This window comes from Leifsonia shinshuensis (assembly GCF_014217625.1).
In the GTDB taxonomy this organism is placed as follows: domain Bacteria; phylum Actinomycetota; class Actinomycetes; order Actinomycetales; family Microbacteriaceae; genus Leifsonia; species Leifsonia shinshuensis_A.
On record NZ_CP043641.1, the window covers coordinates 1 to 16,295 of the forward strand.

The following is a 16,295-nucleotide window of genomic DNA, read 5'->3' on the forward strand; positions in this document are numbered from 1 at the left end:
GTGACTGATTCGACCGGAACCACCTGGGCCCTGTCCGGGTTCGGCGACGAGATCGACCCCGACCCGGCCGTGCAGGTCGCGGTCCTGCAGGCGCTGGGCGCCAACCACATCGAGGTGCGCAGCGCGTGGGGCGTCAACATCGTCGACCTCGACGACGAGCAGCTCGACCGGCTCGCGGGAATCCTCGCCGAGCGCGGGATGCGCGTCTCGGCGATCGCGTCGCCGATCGGCAAGGTCGACGTCTCCCTGCCCGTCGAGCACGAGGTGGAGCGGCTGGGACGCGCGATCGCCGCGGCGAAGCGCCTGGACGCCCGCTACATCCGGCTGTTCTCCTTCTACCGTGCGGAGGGCGTGCCGGTGGAGGACATCCGCGACGATGTGCTGGTGCGGATGCGCGCCCTCGCCGAGGCGGCAGAGGCCGCCGGGGTGGTGCTGCTGCACGAGAACGAGAAGGACATCTACGGCGACACCCCCGAGCGCTGCCTCGACATCGTGGAGTCGGTCGGCTCCCCGGCGCTGAAGCTCGCCTGGGACAGCGCCAACTTCGTCCAGGTCGGCGTGCCGGGCCCCTATTCGGACGGTTACGCGATGCTGCGCCCGCACCTGGAGTACCTGCAGGTGAAGGACGCCAAGGCCGCGACCTCCGAGGTCACGCCGGCGGGGGAGGGCGACGGCCAGCTGCTGGAGACCCTCACCGCGCTGCGCGACGACGGCTACACCGGCTTCGCCTCCCTGGAGCCCCACCTCACCGACTTCAACGCCCTCGGCGGCTTCTCGGGGCCGGCGGCGTTCGGCGTCGCCGGCCGCGCCCTCCGCCGCCTCACCGACCAGATCGGAGTCACCCTCGCATGAGCACACCCACACTCAACGTGGCCATCGTCGGCTGCGGCATCATCGGCCTCAACCACGCCCGCGCGATCCTCCGGCATCCGGGCCTCGCGCTGTCGGCGCTCGTCGACGCCATCCCGGAGGCCGCGACGAAGCTCGCCGACCAGCTCGTCGCCGACTTCGGCGCCGACCGGATCCCCGAGTTCGGCTCGCTGACCGCCGCGCTCGCCGAAGCCGAGGTGGATGTGGTCGTCATCTGCACGCCGAGCGGGCTCCATGTCATGCTCGCCGAGGAGGCGCTCGCGGTCGGCAAGCACGTCGTCATCGAGAAGCCGCTCGACGTGTCGCTTCCGCGGGCCCGCGAGATCCTCGAGCTGTCCCGCCGCGCCGAGCAGAACGGGCTGGTCGTCTCGGTGATCAGCCAGCACCGCTTCGACCCTGCCTCGCAGGTCGTCGCGCGGGCCGCGCACTCCGGCGCGTTCGGCCGTCTGACCAGCGGGCTCGCCTCCGTCGCCTGGTGGCGCAGCCAGGAGTACTACGACTCCGGTCAGTGGCGCGGCACTTGGGAGCTCGACGGCGGCGGAGCGGTGATGAACCAGGGCGTCCACACCGTCGACCTGCTGGTCTGGTTCCTCGGGCAGCCGGTCGAGATCGACGCCCGCACCGCCCTCCTCGCCCACGAGCGCGTGGAGGTCGAGGACATCGCCGTGGCGACCATCCGCTTCGAGTCGGGCGCCCTCGCCGTGCTGCACGCGACGACCGCCGCCTACCCCGGCCTGTCGGTGCGCCTGCAGGTGCACGGCGACCGCGGCTCCGCGATCATCGACGACGACCAGCTGGAGTACTTCGGCACGGCCGACGCCGAGGGCAACCGCGCCGCCGACCTGGTCCCGGCGAGCGACCTGCGCGGCGGCGACCGCGGACCCGAGCAGTTCGTGATCGGGCACTTCCGCCAGTACGAGGACATCGTGGACGCCATCCGCGAGCGCCGCGCCCCCGGGGTGACCGTCGCCGACGCGTTCCTGTCGCTCGCGGTCGTCCGCGGCGTCTACCTGTCGGCCACCCTCGGCCGGCCGGTGCGCCTGGACGACGTCCTCGACGGCTCGCTCGACGACGTCACCGTCTCGACGGGGGTGAACGCATGAAGTTCTCCGTCTTCACAGCCTCCACCCCGGACTGGACGCCCGAGGAGGCCGCCCGCACCGTCGCCGCCCAGGGCTGGGACGGCATCGAGTGGCGCGTGGTCGACCAGCAGCCGGCCGACGAGCCGGGCTTCTGGGCCGGCAACCGCTCGACCTGGCCGCTGACCGGACTGGAGGAGTCGCTGCCCGAGATCGCCCGGCTGACCCGGGAGGCCGGGCTGGAGTTCTCCGGCATCGGCGGCTACGCCGGCTGCGGCGACCACGCGAATGTCGACCGGATGCTCGCCGCGACCGCCGAGCTCGGCGCGCGCCAGGTGCGCGTCACGATGCCGCGCTCCGACCTCGGCGACTACCGCGAGCTGTTCGCCGCCGCGCGCGCCGACATGGAGCGCGCGGCCTCGGTCGCCGCGTCGCTCGGCGTGAAGGCCCTGGTGGAGCTGCACCACGAGACCATCACGCCGTCGGCCTCCGCAGCGCTCCGGCTGCTCGACGGGCTCGACCCGGAGGCGGTCGGCGTCATCCACGACCTCGGCAACCTGCTGATCGAGGGCCAGGAGCGCACGCTCTCCGCCCTCCAGCTGCTCGGCCCGTACCTCGCGCACGTGCACGTCAAGAACGTCGCCTGGCTGCCAGGCGAGCCGGAGGCCGACGGCACCGTGCGCTGGCGGCACGACTGGGCGCCGCTGCGCGAGGGCGTGGGAGACGTGGACGCCTACTTCCGCGCGCTGCACGAGTTCGGCTATGACGGGTGGGTGACCTGCGAGGACTTCTCCACCGCGGTGCCGCTCGAGGAGCGCACCCGCGGGAACCTGGCCTACCTCCGGGACGTGGAGGCGCGCACGCGCGACGCGGTGCCCGCATGACCCACGGCTCCATCGGCTCGGCCCGTCAGGTGCGCCACCCCGTGCGGGTGGCGCACCTGGGGCTGGGCGCCTTCCACCGCGCGCACCAGGCCTGGTACACGCAGCGGGCCAACGATGCGACGGAGGCCGAGGGAATGGGCGGCGACGGCTGGGGGATCGCGTCCTTCACCGGCCGCAGCCCCGACGCCGCGCGCGTGCTCGCCGCGCAGGACGCGGTCTACACCCTCATCGAGCGCGGCCCCGACGGCGACGCCGCGACCGTCGTGGAGGCGCTCAGCAGTGTCCACGACGGCGCCGACGCCGAGGCCTGGCGGCGCGTGCTCGCCGACCCGCAGGTGGGAGTGCTGACGCTCACCGTGACGGAGGCCGGCTACCGCCCGGGGTCGACGGCCCCGCCGCGCGTGCTCGACGGCCTGCGGGCGCGGTTCGAGGGCGGCGCCGGCGGCATCGCCGTCGTCTCGTGCGACAACCTCCCGGACAACGGCGCCGTGATCCGCGACGCCGTGCTCGCCCTGGCCGACCCGGGCTCCGAGCTGGACGCCTGGATCCGCGCCGAGGTCTCCTTCGTCTCCTCGATGGTCGACCGCATCACGCCCGCCACCACCGACGCCGATCGCGAGACCGCCCTCCGGCTCACCGGTCTGGAGGACGCCGCGCCGGTGGTCACCGAGCCGTTCGCGGAGTGGGTGCTCGCCGGGGACTTCCCCGCGGGCCGTCCGGCGTGGGAGGCCGCCGGCGCGCAGTTCGTGGACGACATCGCCCCGTACGAGCGCCGCAAGCTCTGGCTGCTGAACGCCGGGCACTCGCTGCTCGCGTACCACGGCCTCGCGGCCGGCCACCGCACCGTCGCCGACGCGGTCGCGGACCCCGCGCTGTCGGCCGAGCTGGAGCGGCTCTGGAACGAGCAGCGCACCGAGCTGCCCTTCGACGACGCCACCGTGGACGACGCGCTCGACGCCTTGCGCTCGCGGTTCGGCAACGCGCGCATCGAGCACCGCCTCGCGCAGATCGCCTCGGACGGCTCGCAGAAGCTCGGCCCGCGCATCGTGGACCCGCTGCGCGCCCGGCTCGCGTCCGGGCGTGAGCCCGGCGCCGCCCAGCTCGGCGTGCTCGCGGCCTGGAGCCGGCACCTCGGCGGGCCGGACGTCCGCGACGCGGGCGCCGACGAGCTGGTCGCCGCCCTGCGCGACGCGCGCACCCCGCACGACCGCGCCGCCGCCGTGCTGGCCGCGCTCGCCCCCGACCTCACCGACCTGACCGAACCGCTCGCCGAGCGCATCGCCGCGGGCGATCCAGCCACGCACCAAGGAGCACACGTATGAGAATCACCGCAGCAGAGGTCCTGGTCGCAAGCCCCGGCCGCAACTTCGTCACCCTCCGGATCACGACAGAGGACGGCTACACCGGTCTCGGCGACGCGACGCTGAACGGGCGCGAGCTCGCGGTCGCCGCGTACCTGAGCGAGCATGTGGTCCCGTTGCTGATCGGCCGGGACGCGCACGCGATCGAGGACACCTGGCAGTACCTGTACCGCGGGGCGTACTGGCGGCGCGGTCCGGTGACGATGGCCTCCATCGCGGCCGTGGACACGGCGCTGTGGGACATCAAGGCCAAGGTCGCCGGCCTCCCGCTCTACCAGCTGCTCGGCGGTCGCAGCCGCGACGGCCTCCTGGTCTACGGCCACGCGTCGGGCGCCGAGCTGCCCGAGCTGTTCGACTCGATCAACGAGCACCTGGAGGAGGGCTACCGCGCGGTGCGCGTGCAGACCGGCATCCCGGGCCTGCCGTCGGTGTACGGCGTCGCGTCGAGCAAGAACGCCGCGGCGGGAGCCGGCACCGGCTCCGACGCCCGCTACGACTACGAGCCCGCCCGGCGCAGCGCGGTGCCGGTGGAGGAGAGCTGGGACACCCGCGCGTACCTCCGGCACGCGCCGACCGTGTTCGAGGCGGTGCGGAACGAGTTCGGTCCGGAGCTGCCGCTGCTGCACGACGCCCACCACCGGCTCACCCCGATTCAGGCGGCGAAGCTGGGCAAGTCGCTGGAGCCGTACGACCTGTTCTGGCTGGAGGACGTCACCCCGGCCGAGAACCAGGCCGTGCTGCGCCGGGTGCGTGAGCACACCACGACGCCGCTGGCGATCGGGGAGGTGTTCAACACGATCTGGGACTACCGGGAGCTGTTCGAGGAGCAGCTGATCGACTACGTGCGCTCCCCAGTCACCCACGCCGGCGGGATCACCGGACTGCGCCGGATCTTCGACTACGCCGCTGTTTATCAGATCAAGTCCGGCGTGCACGGCCCCACCGACGTGTCCCCGGTCGGCCTCGCGGCGGCGATCCACCTCGGAATCGCCATCCCGAACTTCGGCATCCAGGAGTACATGAAGCACAGCCCCGCGACCCACGAGGTGTTCCGGACGACCTACACGTTCGAGGAGGGCATGCTGAAGCCCGGCGAGGCGCCCGGAATCGGCGTCGACTACGACGACATCGTGGCGCAATCCTTCCCGTACGAGGCGGCGTACCTGCCCGTGAACCGTCTGCTCGACGGCTCCATGCACGACTGGTGATCGTCCGCGCAGGAGAATGGACGCGGGGCGGCAGAGGAGAGACATGGCAGTCAGGGTCGTGGTGATGGGCGTGTCCGGGTCGGGCAAGTCGACGGTCGGCAAGCAGGTCGCGGACGCGCTCGGCGCGGGCTTCGTGGACGGCGACGACCTCCACCCGGCCGCCAACGTGGCCAAGATGAGCCAGGGCATCCCGCTCACCGACGACGACCGCGAGCCGTGGCTGCGCGCGGTCGGGCGCACGCTCGCGGACGCCGGGCCGGCCGGGATGGTCGTCGCGTGCTCTGCGCTGAAGCGCACGTACCGCGACCTGATCCGCTCGGAGGCGCCCGGCACGTACTTCGCCGAGCTCGACGGGGACCGTGCCCTTCTCGCCGAGCGGATGATCCGGCCCGGCCACTTCATGCCGGCTTCCCTGCTCGACTCGCAGCTGGCGACGCTGGAGTCGCTCGAACCGGACGAGGAGGGCGTGCGCCTCGACGTCTCGGAGGCGCCCGCCGACCTCGTCACGGCGATCGTGGACGACGTGCGCTCGGCTGTCGGGTAGACTGGGGCACTGAACTTCGGCGAGGGATGCGCACGCATCCGTTATCGACGCGGTGGAGCAGGCTACGCAGTCTTTCCTCGCGCACTTCGATGCGCTCGAGTCGAACACCCCGATACTGCGAGCCCTCCGGCTCGCCCGACAGCCGGCGCAGCCGGCAAGGAGACATCATGGCTGACGAGTCCAACAAGGTCGTCGCGGAAGTCCGCGACAGCTTCGGCAAGGGCGCTGCCCGCAAGATCCGCGCCGCCGGCAAGATCCCCGCCGTCATCTACGGCCACGGCACCGAGCCCGTGCACATCACCGTCCCGGCGCACCAGGTCGGCCTGCTCCTCCGCAAGGCCAACGCGGTGCTCGACCTCGACATCGACGGGAAGAGCCAGCTCACCCTGGTGAAGGACGTCCAGAAGGACCCGGTGCTCCAGATCATCGAGCACCTCGACCTCCTCATCGTCCGCCGTGGCGAGAAGGTCGTCGTCGAGGTCCCCGTCCACGTCGAGGGCGAGCCGTTCTCCGGCACCATCGCGGTGCTCGACATCCCGACCCTCAAGCTCGAGGTCGAGGCCACCCACATCCCGGAGCGCATCGTCATCGACGTCACCGACGCCGAGGAGGGCACCCAGTACCACGCCAAGGACTTCGCCCTCCCGACGGGCGCCGTGCTCGCCGAGGACGAGGACCTGCTCATCCTCAACGTCGTCGTCCCGGCCGCCGCGCGCGCCGAGGACGAGGAGGAAGAGGCCGCAGAGGCCGAGGCCGGCGAGGAGGCCGCCGAGGAGGCCGCCGCCGAAGAGTCCGCGGAGTAATCACCTCCGATGGCCAGTCCTCTCTCTTCAGAGGGCCCCTGGCTCGTGGTCGGGCTCGGTAACCCCGGGCCCGGCTACGCGGCCACGCGTCACAACGTGGGGCAGATGGTGCTGGACGAGCTCGCCTCGCGCGGCCGTCTCACCTTCAAGACCCACAAGACGAACGCCACGGTCGCCGAGGGGCGTCTCGCCCCCGGCGGCCCGCGGTTCGTCCTGGCCAAGCCGAACACCTTCATGAACGTGTCCGGCGGCCCGGTGTCGCAGCTGCTGCGCTTCTACTCGCTCGACCCGTCGCACCTGATCGTGGTGCAGGACGAGCTGGACATCCCGTTCGACACCCTCAAGCTGAAGTTCGGCGGAGGCCACGGCGGGCACAACGGCGTCCGAGACGTCATCGCCGCGACCGGCACCGGCGACTTCACCCGGGTGCGGGTCGGCGTCGGCCGGCCTCCCGGATCGCGCGCCGCGGCGGACCACGTGCTCGCCGGCTTCAGCGCGGAAGAGCGCAAGAACCTCCCGATCCTGGTCTCCGACGCGGCCGACGCGGTCGAGCAGATCGCGGCCGACGGCCTCACCGCCGCCCAGAACCGCTTCCACACAGAGCGCTGAGCACCCGCCGATCGCCTCGGCGGAGGTCAGGCGTGCGGGATGGTCGCGGTCAGCGTGATCAGGTACACGGCGAAGGACAGGACCGGCGCCGCCGCCGCGACCGCGATCCCGACGACGCCGAACGCACGCCCGCGCTTGGTCACGGCCGCGATGATCCCCAGCACCAGCGCGAGGATGCCGAACAGGGTGCCCAGGAGGATCTGCGCGGCGGTCAGGATCCCGATGGTCGCGAACGCGGCGGTCTGCGCCGAGGTGAGGTGCGCGGTGTCGGCGGTGAACGACGTTCCCGTGCGGTGCGAGAGCGGTCCCGTGGTCGCGCCGATGAACGCCGAGGCGACCAGCGACAGCACGAAGACGCCGAGGGCGATCCCCATCGAGACCGCGCCGAGGGTGCGCGGCCGGGGGCCGACCGGCGGTGCGGCGTAGTATCCGGGTGGTCCGTAGACCGGCTGCGGCTGAAAGCTCATCTGTCCCCCTCCCCGGCGACTCACGCCGGACGTTCAGCCAGAGCGTAGCTGACGTGGGGCGTCGCCCCAGGGCGACACGGTACCGTCGCAGACCATGAAGTTGTACACGCGCGAGTGGGGCGCAGGAGACCGGCACGCGGTCCTCGTCCACGGCGTCATGTCGGACTCGCGCAACTGGCGCCGCGTCGGCCCCGTGCTCGCGGAGCGCGGCTACCACGTGGTCGCCGTCGACCTGCGCGGCCACGGCCACAGTCCACGGACCGAGGAGTACACCGCCGAGCTGATGGCGGAGGACATCGTGGACACCGTCCCGTACGCGCCGGAGCTCGTGATGGGCCACTCGCTCGGCGGTCTCACCGTGAGCCTCGCGGTCGACCGGCTGCACCCGGAGCGCGCGGTCTACGTCGACCCCGCCTTCTCCTGCCCGGCCGCCAACTGGTTCCAGCGGATGCTGGCGCCCGCCTTCCTGAAGACGCTCGCCCGCCAGTCCGCCGCGGCCATCGCCAAGCGGAATCCGCGCTGGGACCCCGCCGATGTCGCGATCGAGGTCGAGACGTTCAAGTCGTTCGACCGCGCGGCCATCCCGGCCGTGCTCGCGCCGAGCGTGATGCGCGCGCCCGAGCACATGGCGGTGCCGTCGCTGGTGATGCTGGCCGACAACTCCTACCTGGTGAAGCCGCACATCGCCGAGCGGCTGCGCGACACCGGCTTCGACGTGCGCATCGTGAAGGGCAGCGGCCACGTCATCAACCGCGACGACCACGACGGGTTCATGGACGCCCTCGAAGGCTGGATCTGACGGCTAGCCTGGGCGGATGGAGCTGAGCACCGTCGTCGTCGCCCCGACACGGCACGTGCTCGCCGTTCTGCCGGGCGCTCCGCTCGGGAGCGCTGCGGAGTCCCGGCTGGGCGCTCTGCGGTCGCCGGCGGACCGGGACGACTTCACGGCGGCCCGCCTGCTGGCCGCGCACCTTCTCGGAGTCGCACCGGCCGACCTGCGGCAGCGCTGCGAGGTCTGCGGAGGCGAGCACGGCCTCCCGCTGCCGGTCGGCGGCCTGCATGTGAGCTGGTCGCACGCGCACGGCTGGGTGGCCGCCGGAGTGTCACGGGCGCGGCTCGGCGTGGATGTCGAGGCGGAGCGCGGGGTGATCCTCGCCGAGGCGCTGACGCCGGGGGAGGCCGCCCTCGTGTCGTCGGCCCCGGATCCCGCGCGGGCCTTCCGCCTGGCGTGGACCGCGAAGGAGGCCTGCGTGAAGGCAGGGGCCGCGCACCTCGACGGCGTCGCCGAGCTGGACGTGCTGGCGGCTCCCGGCACGCTGCGCCCGTCGCACGGCGGTCTCCACCTGAGCGCGTGGCAGCATCCCGGCGCGACGGCCGCCGCGGCGACTACCGAACCGGCGCACTGGGCGATCCTCGGCGACAGCGGCGAGCTCGTCCCCGTTCCGGGCCGGGCTGTCGGAAGCCCCGCGTAGACTTTGGCGAGTGATACTGCAGGGCTTGATCGCGGCGCTTCAGCGCGCCTCCACGTTCGCCGACGCTCTGGCCTATGCGGGTCGTGACGCCGATTTCTCGCTCACGGACGGCCTCCGCGTGCCGCTGCTCGCCGGCCTGGTCGGCAAGCGCGCCGCCGCGGGCGCTTCGGAGGCGGTGCTGGTCATCACGGCGACCGGCCGCGAGTCCGAGTCGGTGCGCGCCGCGCTGCCGTGCGTGCTCCCGGACGCCGAGATCGTCGAGTTCCCGGCCTGGGAGACGCTGCCGCACGAGCGCCTGAGCCCGAGCCCCGAGATCGTCGGCAAGCGGCTGCTCGCCCTCCGCCGGCTGGCCGACTGGGCCGCCGCGCGGGAGGCGGGGGAGGCCTCGCACCCGTTCGTGCTCGTCGCCTCGGTGCGCGCCGCCCTGCAGCCGCTGGCCGACAACCTCACCGACTACGGCACCGTCGAGCTGACCGCGGGAGGCCGCGGTTTCGACCTGGGCGGGCTGTCCCTCCAGCTGGTGGACCTCGCCTACGCGCGCGTCGACATGGTCACCCGCCGCGGCGAGTTCGCGGTGCGGGGCGGCATCCTCGACGTCTTCCCGCCCACGGCCGAGCACCCGTACCGCGTCGACTTCTTCGGCGACGAGGTCGAGCAGATCCGCGCGTTCTCGGTCGCGGATCAGCGCTCGCTGCCCGAGCCGATCCCCGCGGTGACGCTCCCGCCGAGCCGCGAGCTGCTGCTCAGCGAGCCGGTGCGGCAGCGCGCCCGCGAGATGGAGCACGAGTTCCCGAGCCTGTCGGCGATGCTCGCCAAGATCGGCGAGGGCATCCCGGTGGAGGGCATGGAGTCGCTGGCCCCCGCGCTCGTGGACCGGCTCGTGCCGCTCACCCACTACCTCCCGGACGGCGCGGCCATCGCGGTGCTGTCGCCCGAGCGCGTCGCCTCGCGCGCCGTGAGCCTCGCGGAGACGAACCGCGAGTTCCTGTCCGCCGCGTGGAGCGCCGCCACCGTCGGCGCCGCGGCCCCGATCGACCTCGCCGCGGGCGATTTCCTCACGCTGCAGCGGCTGAAGGACTCGGTGAAGTTCAGCAAGCCGGGCCAGGCGGCGCCCGAGCATCCCTGGTGGACGTTCTCCGGGTTCCAGTCCGACCCTGCCGATGAGCCGGTGCTGGAGCGCGAGGTCGAGGAGTACCTCCAGGTCCGCGTCAACGCCGAGGCGGTGCCCAGCTTCGCGGGCAACGTCACCGGCGCCGTCGAGCACGTGGCCCAGCGGCTCCGCGAGGGCTGGCAGGTCGCCATCGTCGCCGAGGGCGCGGGCCTGGTCGAGCGCGCAGCGCAGGTGCTGTCGGAGGCCGAGCTGCCCGCGCGCCCGGTGGACTCCTTCCCGGAGAGCCCGGAGCCCGGCGTCGCCTACCTGTTGCGCGCGAACGTCGAGCACGGCTTCGAGTTCCCGGAGGAGAAGCTCGCGCTGATCGGCGAGAGCGAGTTCTACGGCCGTTCGGTCGGCTACGAGTCGCGGCAGGTCAAGAAGCTCGCCACCCGGCGCAAGAACGTCGTCGACCCGCTCGCGCTGAAGCCGGGCGACTACGTCGTGCACGAGACGCACGGCATCGGCAAGTTCGTGGAGCTCACCCAGCGGGAGGTCTCCAGCGGCGGCCGCAACGCGGTGAAGTCCAAGCGCGAGTACCTGGTGCTGGAGTACGCGCCGTCCAAGCGCGGCTACCCGGGTGACAAGCTGTTCGTCCCGACCGATCAGCTCGACCTCCTCACCCGCTACGTCGGCGGCGAGGCCCCGCAGCTGTCCAAGATGGGCGGGAGCGACTGGTCGGCCGCCAAGGGCCGGGCGCGCCGGGCGGTGCGCGACATCGCGGTGGAGCTTGTGAAGCTGTACTCGGCGCGCATGGCGAGCAAGGGCCACGCGTTCGGGCCGGACACGCCGTGGCAGCGCGAGCTGGAGGAGGCGTTCCCGTTCGCGGAGACGCATGACCAGCTGCAGACCATCGACGAGGTGAAGGCCGACATGGAGCGGCCGATCCCGATGGACCGGCTCATCTCGGGCGACGTGGGCTTCGGCAAGACCGAGATCGCGGTCCGCGCGGCGTTCAAGGCGGTGCAGGACGGCAAGCAGGTCGCCATGCTCGTGCCGACCACCCTGCTGGTGAAGCAGCACGCCGAGACGTTCCAGGAGCGCTTCGCCGGGTTCCCCATCCACCTGCGCCAGCTCAGCCGGTTCCAGACCGACAAGGAAGCTCGCGAGACCCTGCGCGGCCTGGCCGACGGCACCGTGGACGTCGTGATCGGCACGCACCGCATCCTGGCCGACGGCGTCACCTTCAAAGACCTCGGCCTGGTGATCATCGACGAGGAGCAGCGCTTCGGCGTCGAGCACAAGGACCAGCTGAAGAAGCTGAAGACCAACGTCGACATCCTCGCGATGAGCGCCACGCCGATCCCGCGCACGCTGGAGATGGCGGTCACCGGCATCCGCGAGATGTCGACCCTCGCCACGCCGCCGGAGGACCGGCACCCGATCCTCACCTTCGTCGGGCCGTACTCCGAGCGGCAGGTAGCCGCGGCGATCCGGCGCGAGCTGCTGCGCGAGGGCCAGGTCTTCTTCGTGCACAACCGCGTCGGCTCGATCTCCGCGACCGCGGCCAAGCTGGCGGAGCTGGTGCCAGAGGCCCGCATCGCCGTCGCGCACGGCCGGATGAACGAGCACACCCTGGAACAGGTCGTGGTCGACTTCTGGGAGCGGAAGTTCGACGTGCTGGTGTCCACGACGATCATCGAGACGGGCCTGGACATCTCCAACGCCAACACGATCATCATCGATCGCGCGGACAAGTACGGGCTCAGCCAGCTCCACCAGCTGCGCGGCCGGGTCGGCCGCGGCCGCGAGCGGGCGTACGCGTACTTCCTGTGGGACGAGGACAAGCCGCTGAGTGAGACCGCGCACGACCGGCTGTCGACGATCGCGGCGAACAACGACCTCGGCAGCGGCATGCAGGTCGCGCTCAAGGACCTGGAGATCCGCGGCGCGGGCAACCTCCTGGGCGGCGAGCAGTCCGGCCACATCGCCGGCGTCGGCTTCGACCTCTACCTCCGGATGATCGGGGAGGCCGTCTCGACCTTCCGCGGCGAGGTCGCCGAAGGCCAGACCGAGCTGCGCCTGGAACTGCCGGTCGACGCGCACATCCCCGAGGAGTACGTCGACAGCGAGCGGCTGCGGCTGGAGGCCTACCAGAAGCTGTCCACCGCGAGCGCGCCCGCCGCGAAGGACGGCCAGATCGACCTGGTGCTGGAGGAGCTGGCCGACCGCTACGGCGAGCCGCCGCAGCCGGTGGTGAACCTGATCGCGGTGTCGCGCCTGCGCCGGGCGGCGCAGAAGGCCGGGCTGGGGGAGGTCGTGGCGATGGGCTCGAACCTGCGCCTGGCGCCCGCGCAGCTTCCGGACTCCCTGCAAGTGCGCCTGCAGCGCATGTACCCGGGGTCGAAGTACCACGCAGCGCCCAAGGTCGCGACCGTCCCGCTGCCGCGAGTGAACGGCGAGGCCCCGGACGACGCGGCGCTGATCGAGTGGGTGGCGACCCTGCTCGGGGCCCTGTTCCCAGCTCCCGAGCCGGCCACCGAACCCGCCGCCTGACCCGTCGCCCGTAACTCCGGAGATCCATCCCCTTCTGGCCCGAATCTCCGGAGTTACGGTCATTTCCGTCCCCGACGAGGAGAGATCTCCGGAGTTGACGACGGTGTCGCTAACTCCGGAGCCCTGGCCCGACACGCCGCTCGGATGTCCGTTCCAACGGAGATCGCGACCAGAACGGGCGGGATCTCCGGAGTTGCGGTCGGGGAGGAGGTGATGGTCGGCTGTATCGGCTGTACTATAGGTACTGATACAGACGGGAGGCTGCGCGTGCGCATCGAGCTCGATCCGACGGCGGAGAGGCCGCTCTACCAGCAACTGCACGATCGGGTGATCGACGCCGTCGCGCGCGGCGAGCTGCGGGAGGGCGACGCGCTCGTCTCCGTGCGGCAGCTGGCCGTGCGGTTCGGGATCAATGCCGCCACGGTCGTGAAGGCGTACGACGCGCTCCGGAACGAGGGCATCGTGCGCACGAGCCGCCGCTCCGGGTCGGTGATCGCGCGCGACGCCGCCAGCGGGCCGCCCGACGAGCGGTTCCTCGCGGACTGGTCCGCGCGGCTGAGCGTCCTGATCGCCGAAGGCATCGCCCACGGTGTCGAGCGGTCCGAGCTGGAAGCACGCACGTCCGCCATCGCCTGGCTGTTCGACCAGGCCCGCGAGCAGCACGACGCCGCGGACCATCCTCCCGCCGGGGACCAGAAAGGAACCACCCCATGATCGCCGTCCTGCTCAGCACCTTCGCGGTGACGACGTTGACCGCCGCAATCCTCCTGATGCTGCCCGCGATGAGCCGCAGCACCCTGCCGCTCGGTGTGCTGGTGCCGCGCAGCCGGGTGGCCGATCCGGTCGTGGTCGCGGCGATCCGGCGTTTCCGCGTCATCGTCGTGGTCTCGTACGTCGTCGCGCTGGTCGCGGCCGCGCTCGTCATCCCGGTGGGTCCCGCCGCGCCGGCGCTGGTCGCGACCCTGGTCCTGCTCGCCGGCTCCATCGCGGGCTACCTGCTCGCGCGGCGCAGCATCCAGGCGGCCAAGCGAGCGGGCGGCTGGCTGGACGACGTGCCGGTGCGGATCTCCGGCAGCGTGACGCCGGACTCCGGCAACCGTCCGCAGCCCGCGTTCGGCTGGTACGCCGCCGCACTCGTGCTCCTGCTGGCGGCCGCGGCCGTCGGCATCGCGCTGTACGACAGCCTCCCGGCCTCCATCGCGGTGCACTGGGATTCGAGCGGGCAACCGAACCGCTTCGCGGAGAAGACCGTCCTCTCGGTGTTCGGCCCGCTCCTGATCGCGTTCGGGGTGCTCGCCCTGATGGTGGGGATCGCGTTCGTGATCCGGTCCGTCCCGTGGCGGCGAGGCGGGGGAGACGCGCCGGAGGTCGCCGAGCGGATCGCCGCGCTGCAGGCCGAGCTGACCCAGTCGCTGCTCGGCTGGATGGCGTTCGTCGTGTCCGCCGCCTTCGCCGCGCTGTCGGTGATCGGCTGGCTGCACGACGGGTCGAACCAGCCGAGCGCCGGGATCGGCATCGTCACCGTGGCACTGCTCGTAGTGATCTTCGTGGTGATCGGCGTCTACGCCCTGCGGCTCGTGCACGGCACGCGCGCCGCCCGCGCGGCCGTGCCGGTCGGCGGAGGGTCGGCGGCCGCATCGCCCGCCCGCGACACCGTAGACCCGCGCGACGACGACCGGCACTGGAAGGGCGGCCTGATCTACGTCAACTCCGCCGACCCCGCGCTCTTCGTGCCGAAGCGGTTCGGGGTGGGCGTGACGCTCAACCTCGGTCACCCGGGCGGGATGGCGATCGGCGTCGTCACGCTCCTGCTGCTGGTGGCCGCGATCTCTCTTCCCGCGCTGCTGCGCTGACGCCCCGTCGCGATTCGTGCCGAATGTCGCGAAACCGCGCCCCATTCTCGCGATTCGTGCCGAATGTCGATGGGCTGCGTCGCGATTCGTGCCGAATGTCGCGAATGGCGCGACCATTGTCGACATTCGTGCCGAATGTCGACGGCGTCGTTCGCGAATCGCCGCAGGGGCGATTCGTCACGAATCGTGGGAACGGGGAGCGCTTTCGCGCGATTCGACACGAATCGGTCGCGCGTGCAGCCTCCGGTTGCGCCGCGCGAGCGTTGTCACGAGCACGCCGGCGAGCACGATGGACACCGCCGAACCCAGGAGCACCGCGAGCGTTCCTTCCGCCCGCACGGTGGCCGAGCCCGCGAAGGCCAGCTCGTTCATCAGCAGTGAGACGGTGAAGCCGATGCCGCCCAACGCCCCGATCGTCACGAGGCTCAGCACGGAGATGCGAGAGCGCTCGGGCTTCGGGCGGGTGAACGCGCCGAGCCAGCCGCCGAGCGTGATCCCGACGAGCTTGCCGACCGGGAGAGCGACGAGGATGCCCCAGAACGCCGGCGACAGCTCGGCGGGGGAGACCGAGGGGATGACGACGAGCGCTGCGGAGAACGCGAACAGCGGCAGGATCAGTCCGTTCGACCACGGCTCCAGCGCGTGCGCGGTGCGGCGGCCCGGCGCGCGCGCCATGACCAGCCCGAGCGCGACGCCCGCGATCGTGGCGTGCACCCCGGAGTCGTAGACCAGCCACCAGGTCAGCACGGCGAGCAGCGCCATCAGCACCCCGATCGGCCAGCGCAGCCTCCCGCGCAGCAGCCGGCTGAGCAGGCCGAACGCGACGACGGCCACCGCGGCGGCGCCCAGCTCCAGAAGGTTCGGCTCTGTCGTGAAGAACACGGCGATGATCAGGATGGCGACCAGATCGTCCAGCACCGCCAGCGCCAGCAGGAACACCCGCAGCCGGTTCGGCAGCCCGCGCCCGAACACCGCCAGCACGCCGAGCGCGAAGGCGATGTCGGTCGCGGTCGGGATCGGCCAGCCGTCCGACAGGCCGGAGCCCGCCGTCACCGCGAGGTAGATCAGCGCCGGCACCGCGACGCCGCACGCGGCCGCGATCGCCGGATGGATGGCCTTCGCGAACGAGTTCAGCTCGCCGGCGACCAGCTCGTGCTTCAGCTCGACCGCCACGATGAAGAAGAACACCGCGAGCAGCCCGTCGCTGATCCAGTGCCCGACGCTGAGATCCACGAGCTCGCCGCCGAGGTGCGCATGCTGGAGATCGAGCAGCGCGGGGCCGACGGCGGTGTTCGCCAGCAGGAGGCCGAGGGCGGCGGCGCCCAGTAGGAGCCCGGCGGCGGTGCGCTCGGAGCGGATGATGCTCATCGGTGGCCAATCTCGCGCCGACGCGCGGAACGGGGTCGAATACGGGGGAACGACTTCGCCGACCAGACTTCCCGGCACACCGGGATCCAGTCTACCGATCGCGGTGAGAGGATGAAGCTGTCCCCGACGGG

At 72.1% G+C, this 16,295-nt stretch carries 15 protein-coding genes; 13 read left to right on the plus strand and 2 right to left on the minus strand.

Annotated features, from left to right (window positions below):
- The 8 genes from F1C12_RS00005 to pth all read left to right on the plus strand — a co-directional run bounded on the left by F1C12_RS00005 (position 1) and on the right by pth (position 7,358).
- Positions 1-852, plus strand: a complete 852-nt coding sequence (locus tag F1C12_RS00005) for a sugar phosphate isomerase/epimerase family protein (protein ID WP_185276854.1) — start codon at positions 1-3, stop codon at positions 850-852.
- Positions 849-1,973: a Gfo/Idh/MocA family protein gene (locus F1C12_RS00010; RefSeq protein WP_185276855.1), complete on the plus strand. Its 1,125-nt coding sequence runs from the start codon at positions 849-851 to the stop codon at positions 1,971-1,973. Before F1C12_RS00005 ends, F1C12_RS00010 begins: the two co-directional genes overlap by 4 nt.
- Positions 1,970-2,833 carry a sugar phosphate isomerase/epimerase family protein gene (locus F1C12_RS00015; protein ID WP_185276856.1) on the plus strand — a complete coding sequence of 288 codons (864 nt, stop codon included), beginning with the start codon at positions 1,970-1,972 and terminating at the stop codon, positions 2,831-2,833. Before F1C12_RS00010 ends, F1C12_RS00015 begins: the two co-directional genes overlap by 4 nt.
- Complete coding sequence (locus tag F1C12_RS00020) at positions 2,830-4,155, plus strand: mannitol dehydrogenase family protein (RefSeq protein WP_185276857.1); 1,326 nt, start codon at positions 2,830-2,832, stop codon at positions 4,153-4,155. Before F1C12_RS00015 ends, F1C12_RS00020 begins: the two co-directional genes overlap by 4 nt.
- Entirely contained in the window at positions 4,152-5,402 is a 1,251-nt protein-coding gene (gene manD / locus F1C12_RS00025; RefSeq protein ID WP_185276858.1) for a D-mannonate dehydratase ManD, read from the plus strand. The genes F1C12_RS00020 and manD overlap by 4 nt, the downstream gene beginning before the upstream one ends.
- A 43-nt stretch (positions 5,403-5,445) precedes the next feature.
- The gene (locus F1C12_RS00030) at positions 5,446-5,946 is read left to right on the plus strand and encodes a gluconokinase (protein ID WP_185276859.1); all 501 of its coding nucleotides are present in this window, start codon (positions 5,446-5,448) and stop codon (positions 5,944-5,946) included.
- Between the two features lie 167 nt (positions 5,947-6,113).
- Positions 6,114-6,749 carry a 50S ribosomal protein L25/general stress protein Ctc gene (locus F1C12_RS00035; RefSeq protein WP_185276860.1) on the plus strand — a complete coding sequence of 212 codons (636 nt, stop codon included), beginning with the start codon at positions 6,114-6,116 and terminating at the stop codon, positions 6,747-6,749.
- A 9-nt stretch (positions 6,750-6,758) separates the two neighbouring features.
- Positions 6,759-7,358, plus strand: coding sequence for an aminoacyl-tRNA hydrolase (pth, locus tag F1C12_RS00040; protein ID WP_185276861.1), 600 nt, complete (start codon positions 6,759-6,761; stop codon positions 7,356-7,358).
- 26 nt (positions 7,359-7,384) lie between these two features.
- Here pth and F1C12_RS00045 read toward each other — a convergent pair whose 3' ends face one another.
- Entirely contained in the window at positions 7,385-7,825 is a 441-nt protein-coding gene (locus F1C12_RS00045) for a hypothetical protein (RefSeq protein WP_185276862.1), read from the minus strand.
- A 94-nt stretch (positions 7,826-7,919) separates the two neighbouring features.
- Here F1C12_RS00045 and F1C12_RS00050 point away from each other — a divergent pair, with 94 nt between their 5' ends.
- From F1C12_RS00050 to F1C12_RS00070, 5 genes are all read left to right on the plus strand, one after another.
- The gene (locus tag F1C12_RS00050; RefSeq protein WP_185276863.1) at positions 7,920-8,624 is read left to right on the plus strand and encodes an alpha/beta fold hydrolase; all 705 of its coding nucleotides are present in this window, start codon (positions 7,920-7,922) and stop codon (positions 8,622-8,624) included.
- Between the two features lie 16 nt (positions 8,625-8,640).
- A complete protein-coding gene (locus F1C12_RS00055; RefSeq protein WP_185276864.1) occupies positions 8,641-9,297 on the plus strand; it encodes a 4'-phosphopantetheinyl transferase family protein in 657 nt (218 codons plus the stop codon).
- Positions 9,298-9,307: 10 nt separating this feature from the next.
- Entirely contained in the window at positions 9,308-12,943 is a 3,636-nt protein-coding gene (gene mfd, locus F1C12_RS00060) for a transcription-repair coupling factor (RefSeq protein ID WP_185276865.1), read from the plus strand.
- 144 nt (positions 12,944-13,087) lie between these two features.
- The gene (locus tag F1C12_RS00065; RefSeq protein WP_258046056.1) at positions 13,088-13,657 is read left to right on the plus strand and encodes a GntR family transcriptional regulator; all 570 of its coding nucleotides are present in this window, start codon (positions 13,088-13,090) and stop codon (positions 13,655-13,657) included.
- Positions 13,654-14,796 carry a DUF1648 domain-containing protein gene (locus F1C12_RS00070; protein ID WP_185276866.1) on the plus strand — a complete coding sequence of 381 codons (1,143 nt, stop codon included), beginning with the start codon at positions 13,654-13,656 and terminating at the stop codon, positions 14,794-14,796. The genes F1C12_RS00065 and F1C12_RS00070 overlap by 4 nt, the downstream gene beginning before the upstream one ends.
- A gap of 177 nt (positions 14,797-14,973) precedes the next feature.
- Here F1C12_RS00070 and F1C12_RS00075 read toward each other — a convergent pair whose 3' ends face one another.
- Positions 14,974-16,164 carry a Na+/H+ antiporter NhaA gene (locus F1C12_RS00075; protein ID WP_185276867.1) on the minus strand — a complete coding sequence of 397 codons (1,191 nt, stop codon included), beginning with the start codon at positions 16,162-16,164 and terminating at the stop codon, positions 14,974-14,976.
- Positions 16,165-16,295 lie beyond the last annotated feature (131 nt).

Coding starts and splice junctions, on each gene's coding strand:
- F1C12_RS00030 (WP_185276859.1), top strand. CDS start 5,446: ATGGCAGTCAGGGTCGTGGTGATGGGCGTGTCCGGGTCGGGCAAGTCG.
- F1C12_RS00050 (WP_185276863.1), top strand. CDS start 7,920: ATGAAGTTGTACACGCGCGAGTGGGGCGCAGGAGACCGGCACGCGGTC.
- F1C12_RS00035 (WP_185276860.1), top strand. CDS start 6,114: ATGGCTGACGAGTCCAACAAGGTCGTCGCGGAAGTCCGCGACAGCTTC.
- F1C12_RS00010 (WP_185276855.1), top strand. CDS start 849: ATGAGCACACCCACACTCAACGTGGCCATCGTCGGCTGCGGCATCATC.
- manD (WP_185276858.1), top strand. CDS start 4,152: ATGAGAATCACCGCAGCAGAGGTCCTGGTCGCAAGCCCCGGCCGCAAC.
- F1C12_RS00045 (WP_185276862.1), bottom strand. CDS start 7,825: ATGAGCTTTCAGCCGCAGCCGGTCTACGGACCACCCGGATACTACGCC.
- F1C12_RS00015 (WP_185276856.1), top strand. CDS start 1,970: ATGAAGTTCTCCGTCTTCACAGCCTCCACCCCGGACTGGACGCCCGAG.
- F1C12_RS00075 (WP_185276867.1), bottom strand. CDS start 16,164: ATGAGCATCATCCGCTCCGAGCGCACCGCCGCCGGGCTCCTACTGGGC.
- pth (WP_185276861.1), top strand. CDS start 6,759: ATGGCCAGTCCTCTCTCTTCAGAGGGCCCCTGGCTCGTGGTCGGGCTC.
- F1C12_RS00065 (WP_258046056.1), top strand. CDS start 13,088: ATGTCCGTTCCAACGGAGATCGCGACCAGAACGGGCGGGATCTCCGGA.
- F1C12_RS00020 (WP_185276857.1), top strand. CDS start 2,830: ATGACCCACGGCTCCATCGGCTCGGCCCGTCAGGTGCGCCACCCCGTG.
- F1C12_RS00055 (WP_185276864.1), top strand. CDS start 8,641: ATGGAGCTGAGCACCGTCGTCGTCGCCCCGACACGGCACGTGCTCGCC.
- F1C12_RS00070 (WP_185276866.1), top strand. CDS start 13,654: ATGATCGCCGTCCTGCTCAGCACCTTCGCGGTGACGACGTTGACCGCC.